The sequence below is a fragment of the Pandoraea oxalativorans genome, assembly GCF_000972785.3.
GTDB lineage: Bacteria > Pseudomonadota > Gammaproteobacteria > Burkholderiales > Burkholderiaceae > Pandoraea > Pandoraea oxalativorans.
In genome coordinates, this window is sequence record NZ_CP011253.3 from 301493 (window position 1) to 321663 (window position 20171).

Here is a 20171-nt window from a genome sequence, read left to right on the forward strand (position 1 = left end):
GGGGGAGGAGGTATGAAACAGTACGTCGAAGTGATCTTGAAGGTCTCGGAGCGCTGCAATATCGATTGCAAGTATTGCTACTTCTTCAACAAGGAAAACAAGGACTACGCGTCGAATCCGCCCTATATGACGCAACAGACGGCGGAGGACTTCGTCACGTTCCTGAGGTCGTCTCCGAACCTTCGTGAGACTACATTCCAGATCGACCTTCACGGAGGCGAGCCGTTGATGATGAAGCGTGAACGTTTCGAAGCCCTCGTGACGACCCTGAAGAATGGATTGAGCGACGCCGAGTCGGTGCAGTTCACCGTGCAGACCAATGCCATGCTCGTCGACGAAGCGTGGCTCGACTTATTCTCGCGACTGGGGGTATACATCGGTGTGAGCATCGACGGCCCGAAGATCTATCACGACGAGAATCGCGTCGATAAGCAGGGAATGGGGACCTATGACCGTACTGTGGAGAAGATCGCGTTGATCAAGGCTGCTGCCGATACGGGACTCATTTCGGGATTTGGAGCAATCTGCGTCATGAATCCCAAGTTCGATGCGCGGCTGGTCTACGACACGTTGACACGCACGTTGGGAATCTACAATCTTCAGTTTCTGTTGCCGGACGAGTCGCACGATTCTGTCCGCACCGCCGATGTGATGGCGCTCAAATGGTTCACGCAGGCGCTCTTCGATTGCTGGGCGGACGATCCCCGGGGGACTGTTCGCATTCGCTCAATCGATCGGATGCTCGATGCGATTCTCGCCGACGAACCGCGCAAGGATGTCATCTGGCGGGACGCGAGAAGCAGCGTTGTGTTCACGTTGTCGAGCGGTGGCGACATCGGACATGACGATACGTTGAGAAACGTCATTCCGGACGTTTTCTACGCACGCATGAACGTCGCATCGTCCACGTTCTCAGAATTCCTGGCCTGGCACGCGACCGTCAGCGCGATGCTCGCACGCCGAACCACGGCCGTGGCCTGCCGTACGTGCCTGTGGCGTGAAATCTGCGAAATCGCCACCCGTTCCGACACGCCCCTGCATCGCTGCAAGAATGGGGTTGCAGACCAGCACACCGTCTATTGCGAATGCCTGAAGGCGAACTACGAGAAGGGCGCGGAATATCTTGCACTGAGCGGGGTTGCGATTGAGGAGATCAGCCGAAATTTCGTGGAGGTCGACTGAATGAAGGCACTTCATCGCATCAGACGCATTGTTTGGGTGGCCGTTGCGGCGTTGGCAATTTTCGGCGCGGCACGCGCTCACGCCCGGGTACATCAGTGCAGCGCCGCGTGGCCGGAAGTTGCACCGGTGTTCGCTGCGACGGTTCAGTACGGCGATCCAGAACAGAAGACTGACCCGTATATCGACGTGCTGGTGAACGATAGGTCGGCGAAGATGTTGCTCGATACCGGCTCCAATGCCCATGTATTGTGGGACACACGCCTGCTGGATAGCGCCTCCCTGCCGACTGGCGAATCATTGCAAACGCTCGACGCCATTGCATCGGCCACAAAGGCGAGCAACGTCATGCTTTCGCTTACCGACGGGGCGAATCGACAGCATCTCCAGAGGTTCTATGTGATCGACGAAACGCCGTTGATGGCACTGGGTTACTCGGGCATTGTCAGTCCACAGTTTCTGGCGCAAGAAAAAGTTTCGCTCATCGACTTCAAGGACGACTGCTTCTTCGTCAGCGAGCGGTTCGATCCCGGCGGCGCAGGCCGATACCGGCTCGATGTGCTTGGCGAAATCCCCAATCCTCACCGTGTCATGGCGATTCCGCTCGGCGTTCGGGGGGACGGGTTCCCGTAGTTGTCGATTCCGGAGCCTTTCGGACGACTCTGCTCGAAAGTCTCGTGTTGAAGGCCCCTCTGGGGGCGCAACGTACGAAACAACTGGATTTGCTGGGAAACATCGTGCCGAACGCAGGGCAAACCCGTCTGGTGGACCTTACGGTGAACGGGCGACACATTGATGCGCATCCGGTTGTCCCCGTGCCTGCAATGTCGGAGAAAGGCGTCGTGACGTTCGGCGCTATCGGCATGGACGTGCTCCGGGAGCGTGTCATTTTTCACGACGGAGATCGCCATCGCTTTGTGTTCATCGAGAAGGCGACGGAAACGGAGTTGAATTGATGTCGCTCGCATGTCTCCGTCTCGTTCACTTCCTTTGCCCCCGCTGCCATGTTTCGTGACGAAGCGTTGGCGGCGGGACATCCCAGATGGTTGGGGGACGTTCTGCTCGTGCAGCCTTTGCCCATCAAAGTGGGCGCGGTCGGTGCGGCGCTGGCGGCTTGCGTTGTCGTTGCCTTTCTGGCATTCGGTACCTACACGCATCGGGTCGCGGTCGTCGGACGGCTCATGCCAGCGTCCGGTGTGGCGAAAATCTACGCACCTCAGTCGGGAGTTGTGACCTCGCGTCTTGTCAGCGAAGGGCAACGGGTGAGTCGGGGTGATGTGCTGTACGTGGTTTCGTCCGAGCGTCAGCAGCGCGCGGGTGAGGGGGTTCACGCCTCGGTGACGGGACAGATTGCGGCTCGGGCGGCATCGCTGAAGGCGGATATCGAAGAGATGCAGCGTGTACATTCCATCACCCGCCACGCGCAGCAGACGACTGTCGATACGTGCAAGGACGAAATCGTCAAACTTGACGCGCTAATTCGTCATCAAACGCATCGCGTCGCACTCGCGAAGGAGAACCACGAGCGATACACCCGATTGCTTGCACAGGACTTCGTGTCACGCGAGCGTGCACAAGAGAAGCACGCGCAATATCTGGAGCAGAACGCGCGGCTGAGCGCACTTCAGCGCGAGCGGGTCGTGGCCGTACGCGCCTTATCCGAGGCGCGCCGTGTGTTTGAGTCGATGCCGTTGGCGCAGCATCGCGAACTTACAAACAGTCTGCGCGAATTGGCCAAGGTGGAGCAGGAGCGGGTCGAGAGTGAAGGAAAGCGGGAGTTCTCCGTCGTGTCTCCCGTCAGCGGGGTTGCTACGGCTATTGTTGCAGAAACTGGACAGAACGTTTCCACATCGACGCCGGTCGCTTCGATCCTACCCGCCGATGTGTCGCTCGAAGCCCATTTGTACGTGCGCAGCCAAGCGGTGGGGTTTTTGAGGCGGGGCGACCGCGTGCATCTGCGTTACCGTGCGTTCGCCTATCAGCAGTACGGGCATTTTGTCGGCGTCGTCACGTCGGTATCTGAAGCCGCGCTGCCGCATTCGGAGCTCGCCGACGTCGACGCTTACGAGGGGCGATATGGGGCACAGGTGCCGGTCTATCTCGTGAAGGTCGGCATCGGCGATGCGCTGTCGTCTCGAAGTCGGCAGCTCCCCTTGCGCGCGGGAATGATGCTCGACGCCGACATCATGCGTGAGACGCGCCGACTCTATGAGTGGGCATTGCATCCGCTGAGGAGTCTCGGGGAGCGGATTTAAGCCAGGTGACAATATGACGAAATGGAATTACCTCGACGCATTGTTCCAGGATCGTATTCCCACGGTGCTCCAGACGGAAGCGGCAGAATGCGGGCTTGCATGTCTCGTCATGATCGGAAGTTTTCACGGCTATCACGCCGATCTTCGTTCGCTGCGTAGCCGCTTTCCGATCTCCCAGATGGGTGCGACGCTCGCAAGCCTAGTGAAAATCGCGCAGCAGATGCGTCTCGCGAGCCGCGCCGTGAGTCTGGAGTTGGCAGCAATTGGGCAACTTCGCCTGCCCTGCGTTCTGCACTGGAATTTCGATCATTTCGTGGTGCTGGTCAGTGTCGATGGAAAAGGTGCCGTGATTCACGATCCGGCGCGCGGACGGCGGCATGTGGCTCACGGTGAACTCTCCGATGCATTCACAGGTGTGGCGCTGGAGCTTTGGCCCGACCACGATTTCGCGACGCGCGACGAACGGCGAAAGATCCACGTCTCGCACGTGCTTGGCACGATCACGGGCTTGAAAGCATCGGTCGCGCAGCTCTTCGTGCTCGCGATCTCGCTGGAGATTTTCGTGCTCGTCTCCCCGTTCTATCTGCAATGGGTGATCGACCACGCACTGCTGTCGGCCGACAGAAATCTACTCGCGACACTCGCCCTGGGATTCGGATTTATGCTCCTTTTGCAGCATGCCATCGGCGTGCTGCGCGGCTGGTTGGTCATGCGGCTCGGCGTCGCCTGGAATGTACAGTGGCGGGCCAACCTCTTCGCGCATATGGTCCGTCTGCCGGTGAGCTACTTCGTCAAACGGCATCTTGGCGATGTTTTGTCGCGTTTTGGGGCGGTCGATGAAATTCAGCGTACATTGACGACCTCCTTCGTCGAGGCATGGCTGGACGGCATGCTGGCGGCTCTGACTCTCATCCTGATCTTCGCCTATAGCCCGATGTTGGGCGTGCTGGTTGCGGGGTTCGTCGTGGTCTACGCAATGCAGCGAATGGTGTCTTACCGGCCGCTGTTCCGCGCGACGGAGGAACATCTCGTACAGGCGTCGCTTCAGCAAAGCCATTTTTTGGAGACGCTGCGCGGTATCAAAACCATCAAACTCTTTTCCCGCGAAGACGAACGGCAATTGGCGTGGCTGGCGCTGCTGGTGCAGCAGGCCAATGCAGATGTTCGCATTCAGAAACTCACGCTATTGAATCGGCATACCAACGCGTTCCTGACAGGAGCGGAGAACATTGTAGTCATCTGGGCCGCCGCCACGTCGGTCATCGAGGGTGGGCTGAGCGTTGGGGCGCTCATCGCGCTGCTGGCTTATAAGACGCAGTTTCAAGCGCGTGTGACGTCGTTGATCGACAAATTGGCTGAGTTCAAGATGCTGGGTGTGCAGGCTGGGCGACTCGCTGACATCGCTCTGCATGCACCGGAGGTCGACGCGCAGACGCCGCCGCGACGAGCGACGAACGATGGAGTGGCGCTGGCCGTCGACGGGCTGGCGTTTCGCCATAGCGAGCATGAAGCGAATGTGCTGGAGGACGTCACGTTTTGCGTGCGTGCGGGCGAGTCGGTGGAGATCGTCGGGCCATCTGGCAGCGGAAAGTCGACTCTGGCCCATCTGCTCCTAGGCGTGTTCGCTCCCTCGGCAGGGACCATCACGCTCGCCGGTCGTGCGGTGAAGAAGTCGGATATCTCTCAACTTCGGCGCGAGATCGGCGCAGTCATGCAAGACGACGTGCTGTTTGCAGGTTCGCTCGCAGAAAACATCAGCCTCTTCGACACTAAGGCGGACGTGCCGTGGATCCATGAGTGTGCCCGTCAGGCGTGTGTGGACGACGACATTGAGGCCATGCCGATGGGATACAACACCCTCGTCGGCGATATGGGGAGCGTGCTCTCTGGCGGTCAGAAGCAGCGAATCCTGCTTGCGCGCGCTCTCTATAAGCGTCCCACCATCCTATTGCTCGACGAGGCGACGAGTCACCTTGACGTCGACAATGAGCAGCGCGTCAACGCGGCCATCCGGTCGCTTCGCATGACGCGCATCATCATCGCGCATCGTCCTCAGACCATTGCCAGTGCCGACCGGGTGATTCAATTGCTCGACGGCAAGGTGGTAGGAGATGGGTGCGCTGGCGCCGAATCTCAGTCCGGCCTGAGACGGTGAGGGGCAGGAACGTGCGAGCCACTCGCCGTCTTGCCGCGTCGGTCGCCGCGCTCGCTGTGGGGGCGCTGAGCCCGATGTTGCAGGCCCAATGTGTGCCAGACGATAGCCCCGCCGGGATGTCGACACGCGCTTCGACCGATTTTCCAGTCAACGTTCGGGCAGTCGGTGCGGCTGACGCTGCGGTCGAGTTCTCGGGAGACGGAACAGTAGCGAGCGTCGATAGGCACGACGCGCAAGTGCCGTTATCTCTGACGCAGGCGATCCGTCTAGGGTTGCAGCGCGATCCTCAGATTGCGCAGTCGTGGGCGGAAGTGAGGGCGCGAGCAGCACGCGTCACGGTCGCGCGGGCCGCCTACTTGCCATCGGCCAGCGCTGGCGCGGACGTGTCGATGACGAGTGACGCGTTAGCGACACCGGGTGGCGTTTCCCGGCGTGCCGGTTCGGGGCGCGAGGCTTCCGGGGAAGTCGGCGCAAGCTGGCTGTTGTTCGATGTTGGCGAGCGCGACGCGCTCCTGGACCGCGAGAAGTATCGTCTGGAAATTGCCGAAGCATTGACCGACGTGAGTCTTCAACAGGCGATTTTCGACGTCGCCAAGGCGCACTACCTGGCGCGTGACGCGTACGCAAGATTGCGCATTGCGCGCGACGGCGAGCTATTCTCGCAGCAGATCCTCAAGGCGGCCTGCGCCAGATTCGACGCGGGTGCTGGGGCACTGGTCGAGGTGCTGCGTGCCCGCACGGCACACGGCAAATACGTATTGCTGCGTCTGGACGCGGTGGCCGACGTCGTCGCACGGAGTAGCGAACTCGCCTCGCTTGTCGGCGCACCGCTGGATACGATTTTCACGCTTGGCGATGACGGGGCGGAAGGCGCTGCCGGAACCTCGCCACCCGCACCGGTCGACGTGATGATGGCGGATCTGGAGCGCCGCCATCCGCTGTTGCGCAAAGCGAATGCCGAGATCCTTGCCGAGAAGGCGGCAGCAGATGCTGCGCGCCATGCGTGGGGGCCGACATTGACGCTGGTGGCCGGCGTCGATGGTTCGGAATCGTTCGGCACGTCATACGATGTCCGTCCCGGATTGCGCGCGAGCATCGGCATTCGGATTCGCATTCCGCTTTTCGACGGAGGCCTCCGAAAGCACCGCGCGCGGGAAGCGGAGGCGCGTGTCGATCTGGCCGCCGAGCGCAAACGAGGCGTATTGCGTGAGGTGACGTCACAAATCTGGCGGCGTCATCGCGCGCTGCTTTCGTTGTCACGGCGACGAAGTGTCGAGGTTCGTTTGTCTGGCGATGCCAGACAATCGCGCGACATCGCCCGTGAGCGCTATCGGGAAGGCGTGGGCAGCATCGAGGAGATCATCAGCGCTCAAACAGCGCTGGCCGACGCACAAGACACATTGCGGGCCTCGCGCACGCGTTGGCATCTTGAAAGGTTGGCGCTGGCGGCAAGTCTCGGCGCACTGGACAGTGCGGCAGGGGAAACGCTGACGATACGGGAGGGCGTCGAACAACGGGCTCACGCCGCCAACTTCCCCGCCGCAGCCTTATCCAGAAACCGGAACAGACGTGCATCGTCCGAGTAGGCGACGTTGAAGCGGAACCAGTGGCAGGGTTCGTTGTGGGCGAGGAAGAACTCGCCTGGCGCGAGCATGATGCTCTCCAGTAGCGCCGCTTCTGCCAGCTCGCGTGCAGGTTGCGTGGCGTCCGGCAGGCTGCCGCACACGAACATGCCGCCTTCCGGCTGCGCCAGCAGCGTCACGCCATGCGATTGCAACTGGGCGATGAGGCGTGCACGGGAGCGCGTCAGGCGATCCGACAGACGTTCGATGTGTTTGCGGTGACGTCCTTCGGTCAGGATCGCGTGGACGATGCGCTCGTTGATCTCGGACGACGTCAGCCCCGCCACCATCTTGCTGCGCGCAATCTCATGCGCCAGATCGCGCGAACACGTCAGATACCCCACGCGCACCGATGGCGAGATCGTCTTCGAAAAACTGGAGACGTAGATTACGCGCGACAAGCCATCCATCGCCGCCAGGGACGGCGTACCCGGTGGCGCAAGCTCGCGATAGATGTCGTCTTCGACGATCCAGAACCCATGCTGCTCCGCGCACTGCAAGATACGATGCGCCGACGCCGGTGTGAGCGACGTCCCCAACGGATTCTGCAACGCCGGATTCATGAACAGTGCGCGCGGGCGATGCGTCTGCGCCGCCTGCTCCAGCGCAGCGAGGTCCAGCCCCGCTTCCGTGCGGGGGATGCCCACGACGTTCAGTCCCGCCAGACGCAACACCGCCAGCAAATTGCAATACGCCGGGGCTTCGACCAGCACCGTGTCGCCCGGCTTGAGCAACGTGCGCACCACGAGATCCAGTGCCTGCGTGGCGCCGTGCGTGAGTACGATCTGCTCGGGCGGCGCGTCGATGGATAACTCGCCAAGGCGGCGCGTGAGCCACTGACGCAACGGTCCGTAACCGTGCGGATGCCCGTAGTGCGCGAAATGCGCGCCGGGGCCCTTGGACAGCGAGCGTAGCGCGCCATGCAGACCGTCCTCGTCGAGCCAACTGTCGGGGAGCCAGCCGCAACCGCTTTTCACTGCGATGGAGTCGTCCGCGAAGATTTCGGAGAGCAACCAGGCATTGGTGACTTCGCTCGCGGCGGCCCCCATCGACAGACGCCCGCCGAGGTTGGCCGAACCGGCCTCGCGCGCATCCGCCGCCCCCGCCACGAAAAACCCCGCACCGCGCCGGGCCACGAGCGTGCCGTGCGCGACCAGCCGGTCATACGCCTCCACCACCGTGAACGTACTGATGCCGTGCGCCTTCGCGAGCGATCGGATCGACGGCATGCGCATACCCGCGTGTAACGTCTGACGCTGTAACGCCCGCTCGACCTCCCGCACGATCTGGTCGACGAGCGCTTCGGGTTGCGCGCGGTTCAGGGTAAAGGCGAGCGGCTGGACCATGGTTTGACGAAAGTATGGGTAAGAACGACGAGCGAGCGTGCGCAATACGCACTCCGTTGAACACTCAATCTGCGGTGTACGGGTAAATCCCGAGCGGCATCGTATTCGGCCCCGGCCCACGTGGCGCGGGGCGGGCGGGTGTCCGCTCCATCGGCTGTTGCCAATACAGTTGAGACGATTGACCGATACAGAATAACCATTTTCCGAGTGACTGTACATGTCTGTACCGGTTCGCCTCTCGTAGCATCGATCCCATCCACCCGAGGAGCGGCTTTGCGTCGCCAACCCGGGACCTCCTGATCGTGACATGCCCCTGGGGAGACCCCGCGATGAACATGAAAGACCTGAATCTCGATATGACGGCATTCTGGATGCCGTTCACCAACAACCGTCAGTTCAAAAGCTCGCCGCGCCTGTTGGTCAAGGCCGAAGGCATGCACTACACGTCGTCGGACAATCGTCAGATTCTCGACGGCACCGCCGGTCTCTGGTGCGTGAACGCCGGACATTGCCGCACCGAGATCGTCGAAGCGATCCGCCAGCAGGCCGGTGAGATGGACTTCGCACCGACGTTCCAGATGGGGCACCCGAAAGCGTTCGAAGCGGCCGCCAAGATCGCCGAGATCACGCCGCAGGGCCTTGACCGTGTGTTCTTCACGAACTCGGGTTCGGAGTCCGTGGACACCGCCCTCAAGATCGCGCTCGCTTATCACCGCGCGCGCGGCGAAGGCCAGCGCACGCGCCTCATCGGACGTGAGCGCGGCTATCACGGCGTGGGCTTCGGCGGCATCTCGGTCGGCGGCATCTCGCCGAACCGCAAGGCGTATTCCGGCCAACTGCTGCCTGCCGTCGACCATCTGCCGCACACGCTCAACATCAAGGAAGCCGCCTTCACCAAGGGGCAGCCGACGTGGGGCGCGCATCTGGCCGACGAACTGGAGCGCATCGTCACGCTGCACGACGCGTCGACCATCGCCGCCGTGATCGTCGAGCCGCTGGCAGGCTCCACCGGCGTGCTGGTGCCGCCGCAGGGCTATCTGCAAAAGCTGCGCGAGATCTGCGACAAACACGGCATTCTGCTGATTTTCGACGAAGTGATTACGGGCCTGGGCCGCCTCGGCAAGCCGTTCGCCGCGCAGTACTTCGGCGTGACGCCGGACATCATCACGATGGCCAAGGGCGTGAACAATGCCGCTGTGCCGATGGGGGCCGTCGCTGTGAAGACGAGCGTGCACGACACCATCGTCGACGCCGGTAACACGGGCGCCATCGAGTTCTTCCACGGCTACACGTACTCGGGTCACCCGCTGGCCGCCGCCGCTGCCTGCGCTGCGCTCGACGTCTACAAGAACGACGGCCTGTTCGAGCGTGCCGCCAAGCTCGCCCCGCACTTCGAAAAGTCGATCCACGCGCTGCGCGACCTGCCGAACGTCGTGGACATTCGCAACCTCGGGATGGTCGGCGGTATCGAGCTGTCGACGCGCGACGGCAAGCCCGGCGCACGTGCGCACGAGATCTTCGTCAAGTGCTTCGAGAAGGGTGCGCTGATCCGTTACACCGGCGACATCCTTGCGTTCTCGCCGCCGCTCATCATCAGCGAAGCGCAGATCGACGAGTTGTTCGGCATCGTCTCGGAAGCCATTCGCGAGACCGCATAAGCGGGCATCCGCATTCACACAGTATTCACGGAAATCGACATGAACCAACGAGTCAGCACCGAACGTATCGAGCATTGGATTGGCGGCGCAAGCGTCGCGTCGGGCGAAGCCGAATTGCGCTTTGGCGAAGTGACGAACCCCGCCACCGGCGAAGTGATTCGTCAGGTAGCGCTGGGCGGTGCGAAGGACGTCGCTGCGGCAGTGGCTGCCGCGCGTGCCGCGCTGCCGGGCTGGCGCGCCACGCCGCCGATGAAGCGCGCTCGCGTGATGATGAAGTACCGCGAGTTGCTTGAGACGAACCGCGAAGCCCTCGTGCAACTGATCACGCAGGAGCACGGCAAAACGCTCGACGATGCCCGTGGCGAAGTCACGCGCGGTATCGAAGTGGTCGAGTTCGCCATCGGTATCCCGCATCTGCTCAAGGGCGAGATCGCACCGCAAGTCGGCACCGGCGTCGACACGTACTCGATCCATCAGCCGGTGGGGGTGTGTGCAGGTATCACCCCGTTCAACTTCCCGGCCATGGTGCCGCTGTGGATGTTCCCGATGGCCGTGGCGTGCGGCAACACGTTCGTGCTCAAGCCGTCGGAGAAGGTGCCGTCGGCGGCGCTGCTGCTGGTGCGTCTGGCCAAGGACGCCGGTCTGCCCGACGGCGTGCTGAACGTCGTGAACGGCGACAAGGCAGCCGTCGATGCGCTGCTCACGCATCCGGACGTGAACGCGGTGTCGTTCGTGGGCTCCACGCCGATTGCGCAGTACATCTACAGCACGGCGTCGGCACACGGCAAGCGCGTGCAGGCGCTCGGCGGCGCGAAGAACCACGGCGTAGTCATGCCGGACGCCGATCTCGACTTCACCGTTGACGCACTGATCGGCGCTGCGTACGGTTCTGCGGGCGAGCGTTGCATGGCGATCTCGGTGGCCGTCGCCGTGGGCGACGTGGCCGACCCGTTGGTGGCTCGTCTCGCACAAGCTGCGAAGGCGCTGCCGGTCGGTGACGGCACCGACCCCGTCGCGCAAATGGGACCGCTCATCACGCGTGTGCACTGCGACAAGGTGAAAGGCTTCGTCGATGCGGGCGTGGACGAGGGCGCGAAGCTCGTGGTGGACGGCCGTGGCCTGAAGGTCGCCCAGCGCGACGACGGCTTCTTCATCGGTCCGTGCCTGTTCGATAACGTTACGCCGGAAATGTCGATCTATCGCAACGAGATCTTCGGGCCGGTGCTGTCGGTTGTGCGTGTGAACACGCTGGAAGAGGCGATTGCGCTCATCAACCGCAATCCGTACGCGAACGGCACGGCGGTGTTCACGACGTCGGGAGGGGCCGCGCGTCGCTTCGAGGACGAAATCGAAGTCGGCATGGTCGGCGTGAACGTGCCGATCCCGGTGCCGGTCTCGTACTTTTCGTTCGGTGGCTGGCGCAATTCGCTGTTCGGCGATCAGCACATCTACGGGCCGGAGTCGGTGCGCTTCTACACGCGCTCGAAGGTGGTTACGCGCCGCTGGTCGGAAGGACGTCCGGCGAATGCCACGTCGTCGCTCGTCATGCCGACGCTCGGTCAGTAAGTCGTCAACTTCGAAGCAAAGCAAAAACGCTGTCCCGGGATGCCCGGCGACGGCGTTTTTTATTCGTCGACCACGATCGTTTGATGTGTCAGCGCACCGGTGCGATCTCGATGCCTTCGTCCAGCAGGAAGCTGCGGATACGCTGTGCGAATTCGAGCGCGTGTTCGCCGTCGCCGTGCAGGCATACGGTCTGCGCGTGAATCGGGACGAGCGTGCCGTCGATGGCGCGCACGCGTTGCGCCTGCACCATCATCAGCGTTTGTGCGAGCGCATCCTCTTCGCGCTCGATCAGCGCGCCTGGCGTGCCGCGTTTGACGAGTGAACCATCCGGGTTGTAGCCACGGTCGGCAAACACTTCCTCGACGGCGTGCATGCCCGCCGAGCGCGCCGCCTTCACCAGTTCGCCGCCTGCCAGACCGTAGACGGCGAGATCGGTATCGAAAGCGCGGATCGCTTCGACCAGCGTTTCGGCCAGCGCGGGGTCGCGCGCTGCCTGATTGTAGAGCGCCCCGTGCGGCTTCACGTGCGTGAGCCAGCCGCCCTGCGCGCGCACCATCGCGGCGAGCGCGCCAATCTGGTAGAGCATGCCTGCGCGGATTTCGTCGAGCGGGAGCTGCATCTCGGTGCGTCCGAAATTTTCGCGGTCGGGGAAGCTGGGGTGTGCGCCGATGGCCACGCCGTTCTCCAGCGCCCAGCGCACCACTTGCTGCATCGTGCCGGCGTCGCCCGCATGCCAGCCGCACGCTACATTGGCCGAGCTGACCAGCGCGAGCAGCGCTTCGTCGTAATCGCAACCTTCTCCGAGGTCGACGTTCAGGTCGATCTTCATCATGCGTTCTCCTGCGGGGACAGCCTTGTCCTGCGTGTTCGATTCTGCGTATTCAAGTGCGCTTGCGCGTAATGGCCGCCACCTTCGGCGTGCTCAGAATGCCGCGGTCGTGCCACGCGAGTGCGCGTTCGATCTGGTCAAGATAGCGCAGTTGCTCGCGCAGCGCTTCGCGCGCCTCGGCAGCGGTGCATTCCGAAAAGTACAGCGTGCTGCCGAGCCGGGCCTGCCCGAGCCGCCAGAGATCGGCCGTGATCACCGTGCCGATCTTCGGGTAGCCGCCGGTCGTTTGCGCGTCGGCCAGCAGAATGATCGGCTGTCCCGACGGCGGCACCTGGACCACCCCCGGCAACACGCCGTGCGAGAGCAGATCGTGCATGCGGTTCTTCTTGCGCGCGAGCGGTTCCGGCCCGGCCAGGCGGTAACCCATGCGGTTGCTGTTGGGGGTGACCTGCCACGGGTTTTCCCAGAAGCTTTTGTGCGTGACGGACGTGAAGTCGTCGTACTCCGGACCGGGCAACACGCGTACGCGGTGTGCGAGCGGGTCGGACAGCCACAGCGGCGGGCGCACGCCCAGCGGCTCGGCCTTGCGTGCGGTGGCGCTCGGGTGGCCGATGGCGATGCGGTCGCCGTCGTGCAGCGCGCGACCCTCGAAGCCGCCGAAGCCGCCGTTCAGATCGGTGCTGCGCGAGCCGAGCGTTTCGGGCACATCGATGCCGCCAGCCACGGCCAGATAGGTGCGCATGCCGAAGCGCGAGGGGCGCAACGTCAGCGTCTGGCCTTTGGCGACGGGGAAGCGCCACCACGACCACACGGGGGTGCCATCGAGATCGGCGTGGCAATCCGCGCCGGTCAGTGCGACGAGGGTGGCCGACGTGAAACGCATCACACACGTGCCCATCGTGATTTCGAGGGTGGCGGTGTTCCGGTCGTTGCCCACGAGCCGGTTAGCGACGGCGCAGGCGAGCGGGTCGAGGGCGCCGCCGCTGGCGACGCCGAATGCACGCTGACGGGTTCGGCCCAGGTCCTGAACGGTAGTGAGCAGGCCGGCACGCTGGATGTCGATCACAGGTCGAGACTCGCGATAGTGAAGCGCACGCGGTCCCCCGGCGCCAGCAAGGCGGGGGGCGTCGCAGCGGGGTCGAACAAGGCGCTGGTGGCGTGGCCGATGATCTGCCAGCCGCCCGGCGAGTTGAGCGGATAGATGCCGGTCTGATTGCCGCCGATGCCGACCGAACCCGCAGGCACGGACAATCGGGGCTCCGCGCGACGTGGCGCGGCGATCGAATCGTCCAAACCGCCCAGATAGGCGAAGCCCGGCTGGAAGCCGAGGAAGTAGACGATGTATTCCGGTGCGGTGTGGCGCTGCACGACGGTCTTCGGTTGCAGGCGCGCGTGTTTGGCGACGTCCGCGAGATCGGGACCATGCTGGCCGCCGTAGTGGACGGGAATCTCGATATCGCGTCCGACTTCTCCTGCGGCGGGCTGCGTTTGCCAGGCGTCGCGCAACCGTTCGCTCAGCACGTCGATGTCGGTGGCGAGCGGGTCGAAGAGCAGCGTGAGGTTATTCATGCCGGGCACGACCTCGCGCACGTCTGGCCAGTCGCGGGCCAGCGACGCCACGTGCCAGACACGGCGCTGTGTGGCGAGATTGGCAGACGTCGGGCTGGTGCCCGCTTCACACACGAGCGCGCTGTCGCCGAGCGGCAGGATCTTGAGCGTTGTCATGAATTAGCGTGGGTTGCCGGGAGGGCGGGCGTAGGTGGCCGATTCCGTCACGATGGCGTCGAGCGCCAGATCGTGCGCTTCGGCGCTGAGGTCCTGAACTTCGAGAAGGTCGTAGGCGATGCCGAGCGTTTGCGGTGCGGGTTTCATCGCATACAGGGTGCGGTCGTAGAAGCCGCCGCCGTAGCCGAGGCGCAGGCCGTCTCGCGTAAAGCCGACGCAGGGCACCAGCAGCAGGTCGGGGACCAGCACCTCGGTGTCGCGCGGGACCGGAATGCGGTAGCGGCCTTCCATCATAGGGGTGTCGGGCGTCCAGCGATGGAAGACGAGCGGCGTGGCCGGTGCGGTCACGACCGGCAGAGCTGCGAGTCTGGACTGATCGGGTGAGGTGGCGGCCAGCCACGCGGCGATAACGTCGCGGGCGTCGAATTCGTCCTGAATGGGCCAGTAGAAGCCGACGCAGCGCGGCGCGCGGCGCGAGAGTTCTTCGGCCAGCCGGGCGGCGAGTGCGGCGTCACGCTCGGCGCGTGAGTCGAGGGTGCTCCGGGCGTCGAGCAACGCGCGGCGCAGCAGGGCTTTCGGGCGCGCGTTCGCGGGCCTTGCGTCAGCCCCATTTCCAGACGTCTGGGCCGCCGATTGGGCGGGGTCCCGTGCTATGCTTGAATTCACTTTTTACCCGACGCTCCACGAAGATGTCCGAACGTTTGACCCGAGTATATCGCGCCGCCGCGCTCGTCCTGACCGCTGCCGCGCTGGTGGCCTGCAGCACGACCCAGGCGACAGGCCGTCCCAAGGCGCAATCGGCAGCAAGCCGCTCGGCGCCGTCGGCCGATGCGCTGTCGCAGCGCTCGCCGGACGACATCTTCGTCCAACTGCGCGAAGCGGCCCGCAGCAACGACGCACCGCGCGCCGCCGCGCTCGCCGCCATGCTCACCGACTACGACGTGCCGTCGTACGTCCAGTATTTCCAGATCAAGCCGCGCATGTTCGACCGTTCGGGCAAGGCGCTGCTCGACGCACCCGACGACGATATCCGCGCCTTCTTGCGCACGTATGACGGTCAGGCCATTGCCGATCGCATGCGCAACGACTGGCTGCTCGTGCTCGGCAAGCGCCACGACTGGCGCACGTTCGACGCCGAATATCCGAAGTTCGCCCTCGACGACGACACCCAGGTCAAGTGCTACGCGCTGATGTCGCGTGCCTCGCGAGGGGAGAGCGTTACACAGGCCGCCATCGATCTGCTGACCACGCCGAAGAACTACGGCGAGGGCTGCATCGACATGATCAATACTCTGGCCGCGAGCGGCCAGTTGCCGCGTCAGGAAGTCTGGCATCAGATTCGTCTGGCTTACGAGGAGAACTACACCTCGGTGGGCAAGCAGATTGCCGATGCGCTGGGTGCGGCGCGCCCGGACGACACGCTGCTCGACATGGCGGCGACGCGTCCGGCGCAGATTCTGGCGCGTGGCGTGGATGGCTCGGAGGCGTCGCGTCAACTGGCGCTGCTCGCCACCGTGCGCATGGCCCGCTCGGACGCCATGCTCGCGGCGAGCAGCTTCAGCAGTATCGCGGGCAGCCTGTCGCAGGACGAACGCGCCATCGGCTGGGGCGCGATCGGCATGCGTGGCGCGCTCTCGCAGAACCCGATGGCGATCAACTGGTATCGTCAGGCGGGCAGCGCCAAGCTCTCGAACACGGCGCAGGAATGGAAGATTCGCGCGGCGTTGCGCGCGGGTGACTGGAATCTTGTGCGCACGGGCATCGAAGCGATGCCGGCCGCGTTGCGCGACGACGGTGTCTGGACCTACTGGTACGGTCGCGCGCTGCGCGAAGCCGGGCAGGGCGACGCCGCGCGTGCGCAGTTCCAGAAGATCGCGTCGCAACCGAACTTCTACGGTCAACTGGCGAACGAGGAACTGGGCAACAAGACGATGCTGCCGCCGCGCACGGTCGTCACCCGTGCCGAGATCGACGCCAACCGCTCGAACGCCGGTTTCCTGCGTGCCGCCAAGTTCTACGATATGGGACTGCGTTTCGAAGGCAACCGCGAGTGGAACTGGGAGTTGCGCAGCATGACCGACCGTCAGCTGATCGCCGCCGCGCAGTACGCCAACGGTATCGAACTGTTCGACCGCGCAGTGAATACGGCGGATCGCACGAAAGTGGAGCACGACTTCTCGCTGCGCTATCTGATGCCATTCCGCGACAAGGTCGATCGCTTCTCAAAGATCGTCGATCTCGACGAGGCCTGGGCGTACGGCCTGATCCGTCAGGAGTCGCGTTTCATCATCAATGCCCGTTCGTCCGCCGGGGCCGGTGGCCTGATGCAGGTGATGCCTGCCACGGCGAAGATGGTCGCCAAGCAGATCGGCATCGACTACAGCCCGGGCATGATGCACGACATCGATACCAATATCCGTCTGGGCACGAGCTATCTGTCGGATATCTACAGTAAGTTCGACGGCTCGGCCGTGCTCGCGTCGGCCGGTTACAACGCCGGTCCGGGACGGCCGCGCACGTGGCGCTCCACCCTCGACCGCCCGGTCGAAGGCGCGATCTTCGCTGAGACGATTCCGTTCAACGAGACGCGTCAGTATGTCGAGAACGTGTTGTCGAATACGACGTATTACTCGGCCATCATCACGGGCCGTCCGCAATCGCTCAAGGAGCGGCTCGGCGTCATCCTGCCCCAGTGACGGCCAATGGCTGTCCTCGGGGTGTGGCCGGGTCCGCGAACCCACAGTCATAACGCGGAGGTGACGCATGCGCTATAACGTTTGTGTCGTCGGTGGCACCGGTTTCATCGGCAGCCATCTGGTGGCCCGGCTGGTCACACTGGGACACGCTGTGCGTCTGCCGACGCGGCGTGTCGAAGCCGCGAAGGCGCTCGGTGTGCTGCCTGGCGTGGAACTCGTCGAGTGCGACGTGCACGACCCGCGCGCCCTTGAGCGCGTGATCGCAGGCAGCGACGCCGTCATCAATCTCGTCGGTATTCTGCATAGCGACCGCGGCACGCCTTACGGCCGCGCGTTTGCACGGGCACACGTGGAACTGCCGCGCAAGATCGCGCAAGCCTGCAAGGACCGTGGCGTTACCCGGCTGATCCATATGAGCGCGCTCGGCGCAGATTCGAACGGGCCGAGCATGTACCAGCGCTCGAAGGGCGACGGCGAGGCGGTTGTCCGCGAGTCGGGCATTGCGGCGACGATCTTCCGTCCGTCGGTGGTCTTCGGCCCCGGCGACCATTTCCTGAATACGTTTGCGAAGCTGCAACGGCGTCTGCCGGTCGTGCCGCTGGCCAGCGCGAACGCGCGCTTCCAGCCGATCTACGTGTCGGACGTGGCGCAAGCGTTTGCGCGGGCGCTGGAGTGCGACGCCACCCTCGGCAAGACGTACGAACTCGGTGGCCCGGACGTGTACACGCTCGAAGCGCTCGTGCGTTTTGCGGGCGCGGCGTGCGGCTGCGAGCGTCCCATCCTGCCGCTGCCGGACAGCACCGCACGGCTTCAGGCGGCGATCTTCGAGAAGCTGCCGGGTGAGCCGATCATCACGCGCGACAATCTCGACTCGATGACGGTCGACAACGTCCTGACCGGCCCGCTGGCCCCGGAACTCGATCTGACGCCGAACGGTCTGGAGATCGCCGTCGACTATCTCAACGGCGGCAACTGGGAAAAGCGCATGGCGGACTATCGCCGCTTCGCCGGGCGCTAGGCCCGACCGAACCGCCGACGTAACACCGTCGGCCGCAACACCGCTTCATCGGTTTCATCGATTCGCCATCACACGCCAACGCGCGGCGCTCAGGCGCTGCGCGGGCAAAGAAGGTCCTCATGCAACTCATCATCGCCAACAAAAAATACTCCTCGTGGTCGATGCGTCCCTGGGTGCTGCTCAAGCACTTCGGCATCGCGTTCGACGAGAAGAATGTGTGGCTCGCGCAGCCCGATTCGCGCGAACAGATCCTGCGTTATTCGCCCACCGGCAAGGTACCTTGTCTGATCGACAACGGCATCACGGTCTGGGATTCGCTCGCGATCTGCGAGTATCTGGCCGACGCCTATCCGCATTTGCCGCTGTGGCCGAAGTCGCTCGGCACCCGCGCACATGCCCGCAGCGTCTGTGCCGAGATGCACAGCGGTTTCACCGCGTTGCGCACCCAAATGTGGATGAACGTCGCGGCCCACTGGCCCGGTGCCGGTGCGACGCCCGAGGCGCTCGCCGACGTCCGTCGCGTCGAAGCGATCTGGGAAGACTGTCTCGCGCGCTATGAAGGTCCGTTCCTCTTCGGCGACTTCTCGATTGCCGATGCGTTCTATGCCCCCATCGTGATGCGCTTTACGACGTTCGAGCCTGCGTTGTCGGCGCACGCGCAGGCGTATGCCGAGCGCATTCGCGAAGTGCCTGCCGTGCAGGCGTGGGTGGCGGCGGGACGTGCGGAAACGCAGAGCGTCGCCTTTTACGACGTACGCCCATGAAGATTTACGCCGTCGGCGGCGCGATTCGCGACGCCATGCTGGGACTGCCCGTGAAAGACCGCGACTATGTCGTGGTCGGTGCAACGCCGGAAGAGATGGTGCAACAGGGCTTCCGTCCAGTGGGGCGCGACTTCCCGGTGTTTCTGCATCCCAAAACACAAGCCGAGTACGCACTGGCGCGCACCGAGCGCAAAACGGCGCGCGGCTATCACGGCTTCTCGTTCTACTTCGCACCGGAAGTCACGTTGGAAGAGGATCTGATCCGGCGCGACTTCACCATCAACGCGATGGCGCGCGAAGTGCTGCCGGACGACAGTCTGTCCGACGTGCTGGTCGACCCGTACGGTGGAAAACGTGATCTGGACGCCCGTGTGTTTCGTCACGTTGGTGAAGCGTTTGCGGAAGATCCGGTGCGTATTCTGCGCTGCGCACGCTTTGCTGCGCGTTTCACCGACTTTACCGTCGCCGACGAGACGATGGCGCTGATGCAGACGATGACGGCCAACGGCGAAGTCGACGCATTGGTGGCCGAGCGTGTCTGGCAGGAAATTTCACGCGGGTTGATGGGGCATCGGCCGTCGCGCATGTTCGACGTTCTCCGTGAGGCAGGGGCGCTCGTGCGGATTCTGCCGGAGGTCGCGCAGTTGTGGGGTGTGCCGCAACGTGCCGATTACCACCCGGAAGTCGACACCGGCGTGCACGTGATGATGGTGCTCGACTACGCCGCGCAGCAGGGCTATTCGCTGCCGGTACGCTTCGCCGCGCTCACGCACGATCTCGGCAAGGGCACGACACCGGAAGACGTTCTGCCGCGTCACATCGGACACGAAGGGCGCAGCGTCGGTTTGCTCGGCCCGTTGTGCGCGCGCTTGCGCGTGCCGGTCGAGTGCCGTGAACTGGCGCAGGTCGTGGCGCGTGAGCACGGCAACATCCACGCGAGTCAGAAGTTCGGGGCGGGGGCGCTGGTGCGTCTGCTGGAGCGGTGCGACGCGCTGCGCAAACCGGAGCGATTCGTCGAAGTGCTGCAAGCGTGCGAAGCGGATGCACGGGGACGTGGCGGTGACTTCGCGACGGCGCCGTATCCTCAGCGCGAGCGTTTGCTCGCCGCGCTGGACGCGGCGCGCAGCATCGATGCCGGGGCGGTGGCGCGTCAGTACGCGGACAACCCGGGCAAGATTCGCGAAGCGGTTCAGGCCGCGCGCATCGATGCCGTCGAGGCGGCCGGGTTAGGCGGCGACGACAGCTAAGCCATTCGCCGGACCGAATGACAGAGGGGCATGCGAGAACTTCGAATCTCACATGCCCCTCGTCGTTAGCGTCGTTAGCGTCGTTTGCGTCGCTAACGTGTCATTTTCCCG

Annotated in this window: 17 protein-coding genes; 12 read left to right on the plus strand and 5 right to left on the minus strand. The window is 63.8% G+C overall.

Features of this window, described 5'->3' with window-relative positions:
* Positions 1-12: 12 nt before the first annotated feature.
* From MB84_RS01345 to MB84_RS01370, 6 genes are all read left to right on the plus strand, one after another.
* Positions 13-1182: a radical SAM protein gene (locus MB84_RS01345; RefSeq protein WP_046290456.1), complete on the plus strand. Its 1170-nt coding sequence runs from the start codon at positions 13-15 to the stop codon at positions 1180-1182.
* A gap of 126 nt (positions 1183-1308) precedes the next feature.
* Positions 1309-1812 carry a pepsin/retropepsin-like aspartic protease family protein gene (locus MB84_RS01350; RefSeq protein ID WP_157122608.1) on the plus strand — a complete coding sequence of 168 codons (504 nt, stop codon included), beginning with the start codon at positions 1309-1311 and terminating at the stop codon, positions 1810-1812.
* A 44-nt stretch (positions 1813-1856) separates the two neighbouring features.
* Positions 1857-2135, plus strand: a complete 279-nt coding sequence (locus tag MB84_RS01355) for a hypothetical protein (RefSeq protein WP_046290458.1) — start codon at positions 1857-1859, stop codon at positions 2133-2135.
* Between the two features lie 48 nt (positions 2136-2183).
* The gene (locus MB84_RS01360) at positions 2184-3434 is read left to right on the plus strand and encodes an HlyD family secretion protein (protein ID WP_046290459.1); all 1251 of its coding nucleotides are present in this window, start codon (positions 2184-2186) and stop codon (positions 3432-3434) included.
* Between the two features lie 13 nt (positions 3435-3447).
* Positions 3448-5589, plus strand: a complete 2142-nt coding sequence (locus MB84_RS01365) for a peptidase domain-containing ABC transporter (protein WP_046290460.1) — start codon at positions 3448-3450, stop codon at positions 5587-5589.
* Between the two features lie 236 nt (positions 5590-5825).
* Positions 5826-7175, plus strand: coding sequence for a TolC family protein (locus MB84_RS01370; protein ID WP_169834973.1), 1350 nt, complete (start codon positions 5826-5828; stop codon positions 7173-7175).
* Here the strand turns inward: MB84_RS01370 and MB84_RS01375 are convergent.
* A complete protein-coding gene (locus MB84_RS01375) occupies positions 7109-8557 on the minus strand; it encodes an aminotransferase-like domain-containing protein (RefSeq protein WP_046290462.1) in 1449 nt (482 codons plus the stop codon). The two genes, MB84_RS01370 and MB84_RS01375, sit on opposite strands and share 67 nt — an antisense overlap.
* A 329-nt stretch (positions 8558-8886) precedes the next feature.
* On the opposite strand from MB84_RS01375, the gene aptA reads away from it, so the two are divergent.
* Complete coding sequence (gene aptA / locus MB84_RS01380; protein ID WP_046290463.1) at positions 8887-10215, plus strand: omega-aminotransferase AptA; 1329 nt, start codon at positions 8887-8889, stop codon at positions 10213-10215.
* 39 nt (positions 10216-10254) lie between these two features.
* The gene (locus tag MB84_RS01385) at positions 10255-11781 is read left to right on the plus strand and encodes a CoA-acylating methylmalonate-semialdehyde dehydrogenase (RefSeq protein ID WP_046290464.1); all 1527 of its coding nucleotides are present in this window, start codon (positions 10255-10257) and stop codon (positions 11779-11781) included.
* 88 nt (positions 11782-11869) lie between these two features.
* Here MB84_RS01385 and pxpA read toward each other — a convergent pair whose 3' ends face one another.
* From pxpA to MB84_RS01405, 4 genes are read right to left on the minus strand one after another with little or no spacing between them, the layout of a single operon-like run.
* Entirely contained in the window at positions 11870-12610 is a 741-nt protein-coding gene (pxpA, locus tag MB84_RS01390) for a 5-oxoprolinase subunit PxpA (protein WP_065225828.1), read from the minus strand.
* Positions 12611-12662: 52 nt separating this feature from the next.
* Positions 12663-13676: a 5-oxoprolinase subunit C family protein gene (locus tag MB84_RS01395; RefSeq protein WP_046290466.1), complete on the minus strand. Its 1014-nt coding sequence runs from the start codon at positions 13674-13676 to the stop codon at positions 12663-12665.
* Complete coding sequence (gene pxpB / locus MB84_RS01400; RefSeq protein ID WP_046290467.1) at positions 13673-14335, minus strand: 5-oxoprolinase subunit PxpB; 663 nt, start codon at positions 14333-14335, stop codon at positions 13673-13675. The genes MB84_RS01395 and pxpB overlap by 4 nt, the downstream gene beginning before the upstream one ends.
* A 3-nt stretch (positions 14336-14338) precedes the next feature.
* The gene (locus tag MB84_RS01405) at positions 14339-14902 is read right to left on the minus strand and encodes a 5-formyltetrahydrofolate cyclo-ligase (protein ID WP_046293292.1); all 564 of its coding nucleotides are present in this window, start codon (positions 14900-14902) and stop codon (positions 14339-14341) included.
* 122 nt (positions 14903-15024) lie between these two features.
* On the opposite strand from MB84_RS01405, the gene MB84_RS01410 reads away from it, so the two are divergent.
* The 4 genes from MB84_RS01410 (at position 15025) to MB84_RS01425 (ending at position 20060) form a co-directional block, all read left to right on the plus strand.
* The gene (locus MB84_RS01410; RefSeq protein ID WP_046290468.1) at positions 15025-17031 is read left to right on the plus strand and encodes a lytic transglycosylase domain-containing protein; all 2007 of its coding nucleotides are present in this window, start codon (positions 15025-15027) and stop codon (positions 17029-17031) included.
* A 67-nt stretch (positions 17032-17098) separates the two neighbouring features.
* Positions 17099-18049 carry a complex I NDUFA9 subunit family protein gene (locus MB84_RS01415; protein ID WP_046290469.1) on the plus strand — a complete coding sequence of 317 codons (951 nt, stop codon included), beginning with the start codon at positions 17099-17101 and terminating at the stop codon, positions 18047-18049.
* Between the two features lie 119 nt (positions 18050-18168).
* A complete protein-coding gene (locus tag MB84_RS01420) occupies positions 18169-18813 on the plus strand; it encodes a glutathione S-transferase family protein (protein ID WP_046290470.1) in 645 nt (214 codons plus the stop codon).
* The gene (locus MB84_RS01425) at positions 18810-20060 is read left to right on the plus strand and encodes a multifunctional CCA addition/repair protein (protein ID WP_046290471.1); all 1251 of its coding nucleotides are present in this window, start codon (positions 18810-18812) and stop codon (positions 20058-20060) included. The genes MB84_RS01420 and MB84_RS01425 overlap by 4 nt, the downstream gene beginning before the upstream one ends.
* The last annotated feature ends 111 nt before the right edge of the window (positions 20061-20171 follow it).

Coding starts and splice junctions, on each gene's coding strand:
- MB84_RS01345 (WP_046290456.1), top strand. CDS start 13: ATGAAACAGTACGTCGAAGTGATCTTGAAGGTCTCGGAGCGCTGCAAT.
- MB84_RS01360 (WP_046290459.1), top strand. CDS start 2,184: ATGTTTCGTGACGAAGCGTTGGCGGCGGGACATCCCAGATGGTTGGGG.
- MB84_RS01365 (WP_046290460.1), top strand. CDS start 3,448: ATGACGAAATGGAATTACCTCGACGCATTGTTCCAGGATCGTATTCCC.
- MB84_RS01375 (WP_046290462.1), bottom strand. CDS start 8,557: ATGGTCCAGCCGCTCGCCTTTACCCTGAACCGCGCGCAACCCGAAGCG.
- aptA (WP_046290463.1), top strand. CDS start 8,887: ATGAACATGAAAGACCTGAATCTCGATATGACGGCATTCTGGATGCCG.
- MB84_RS01385 (WP_046290464.1), top strand. CDS start 10,255: ATGAACCAACGAGTCAGCACCGAACGTATCGAGCATTGGATTGGCGGC.
- pxpA (WP_065225828.1), bottom strand. CDS start 12,610: ATGAAGATCGACCTGAACGTCGACCTCGGAGAAGGTTGCGATTACGAC.
- pxpB (WP_046290467.1), bottom strand. CDS start 14,335: ATGACAACGCTCAAGATCCTGCCGCTCGGCGACAGCGCGCTCGTGTGT.
- MB84_RS01410 (WP_046290468.1), top strand. CDS start 15,025: ATGTCCGAACGTTTGACCCGAGTATATCGCGCCGCCGCGCTCGTCCTG.
- MB84_RS01415 (WP_046290469.1), top strand. CDS start 17,099: ATGCGCTATAACGTTTGTGTCGTCGGTGGCACCGGTTTCATCGGCAGC.
- MB84_RS01420 (WP_046290470.1), top strand. CDS start 18,169: ATGCAACTCATCATCGCCAACAAAAAATACTCCTCGTGGTCGATGCGT.
- MB84_RS01425 (WP_046290471.1), top strand. CDS start 18,810: ATGAAGATTTACGCCGTCGGCGGCGCGATTCGCGACGCCATGCTGGGA.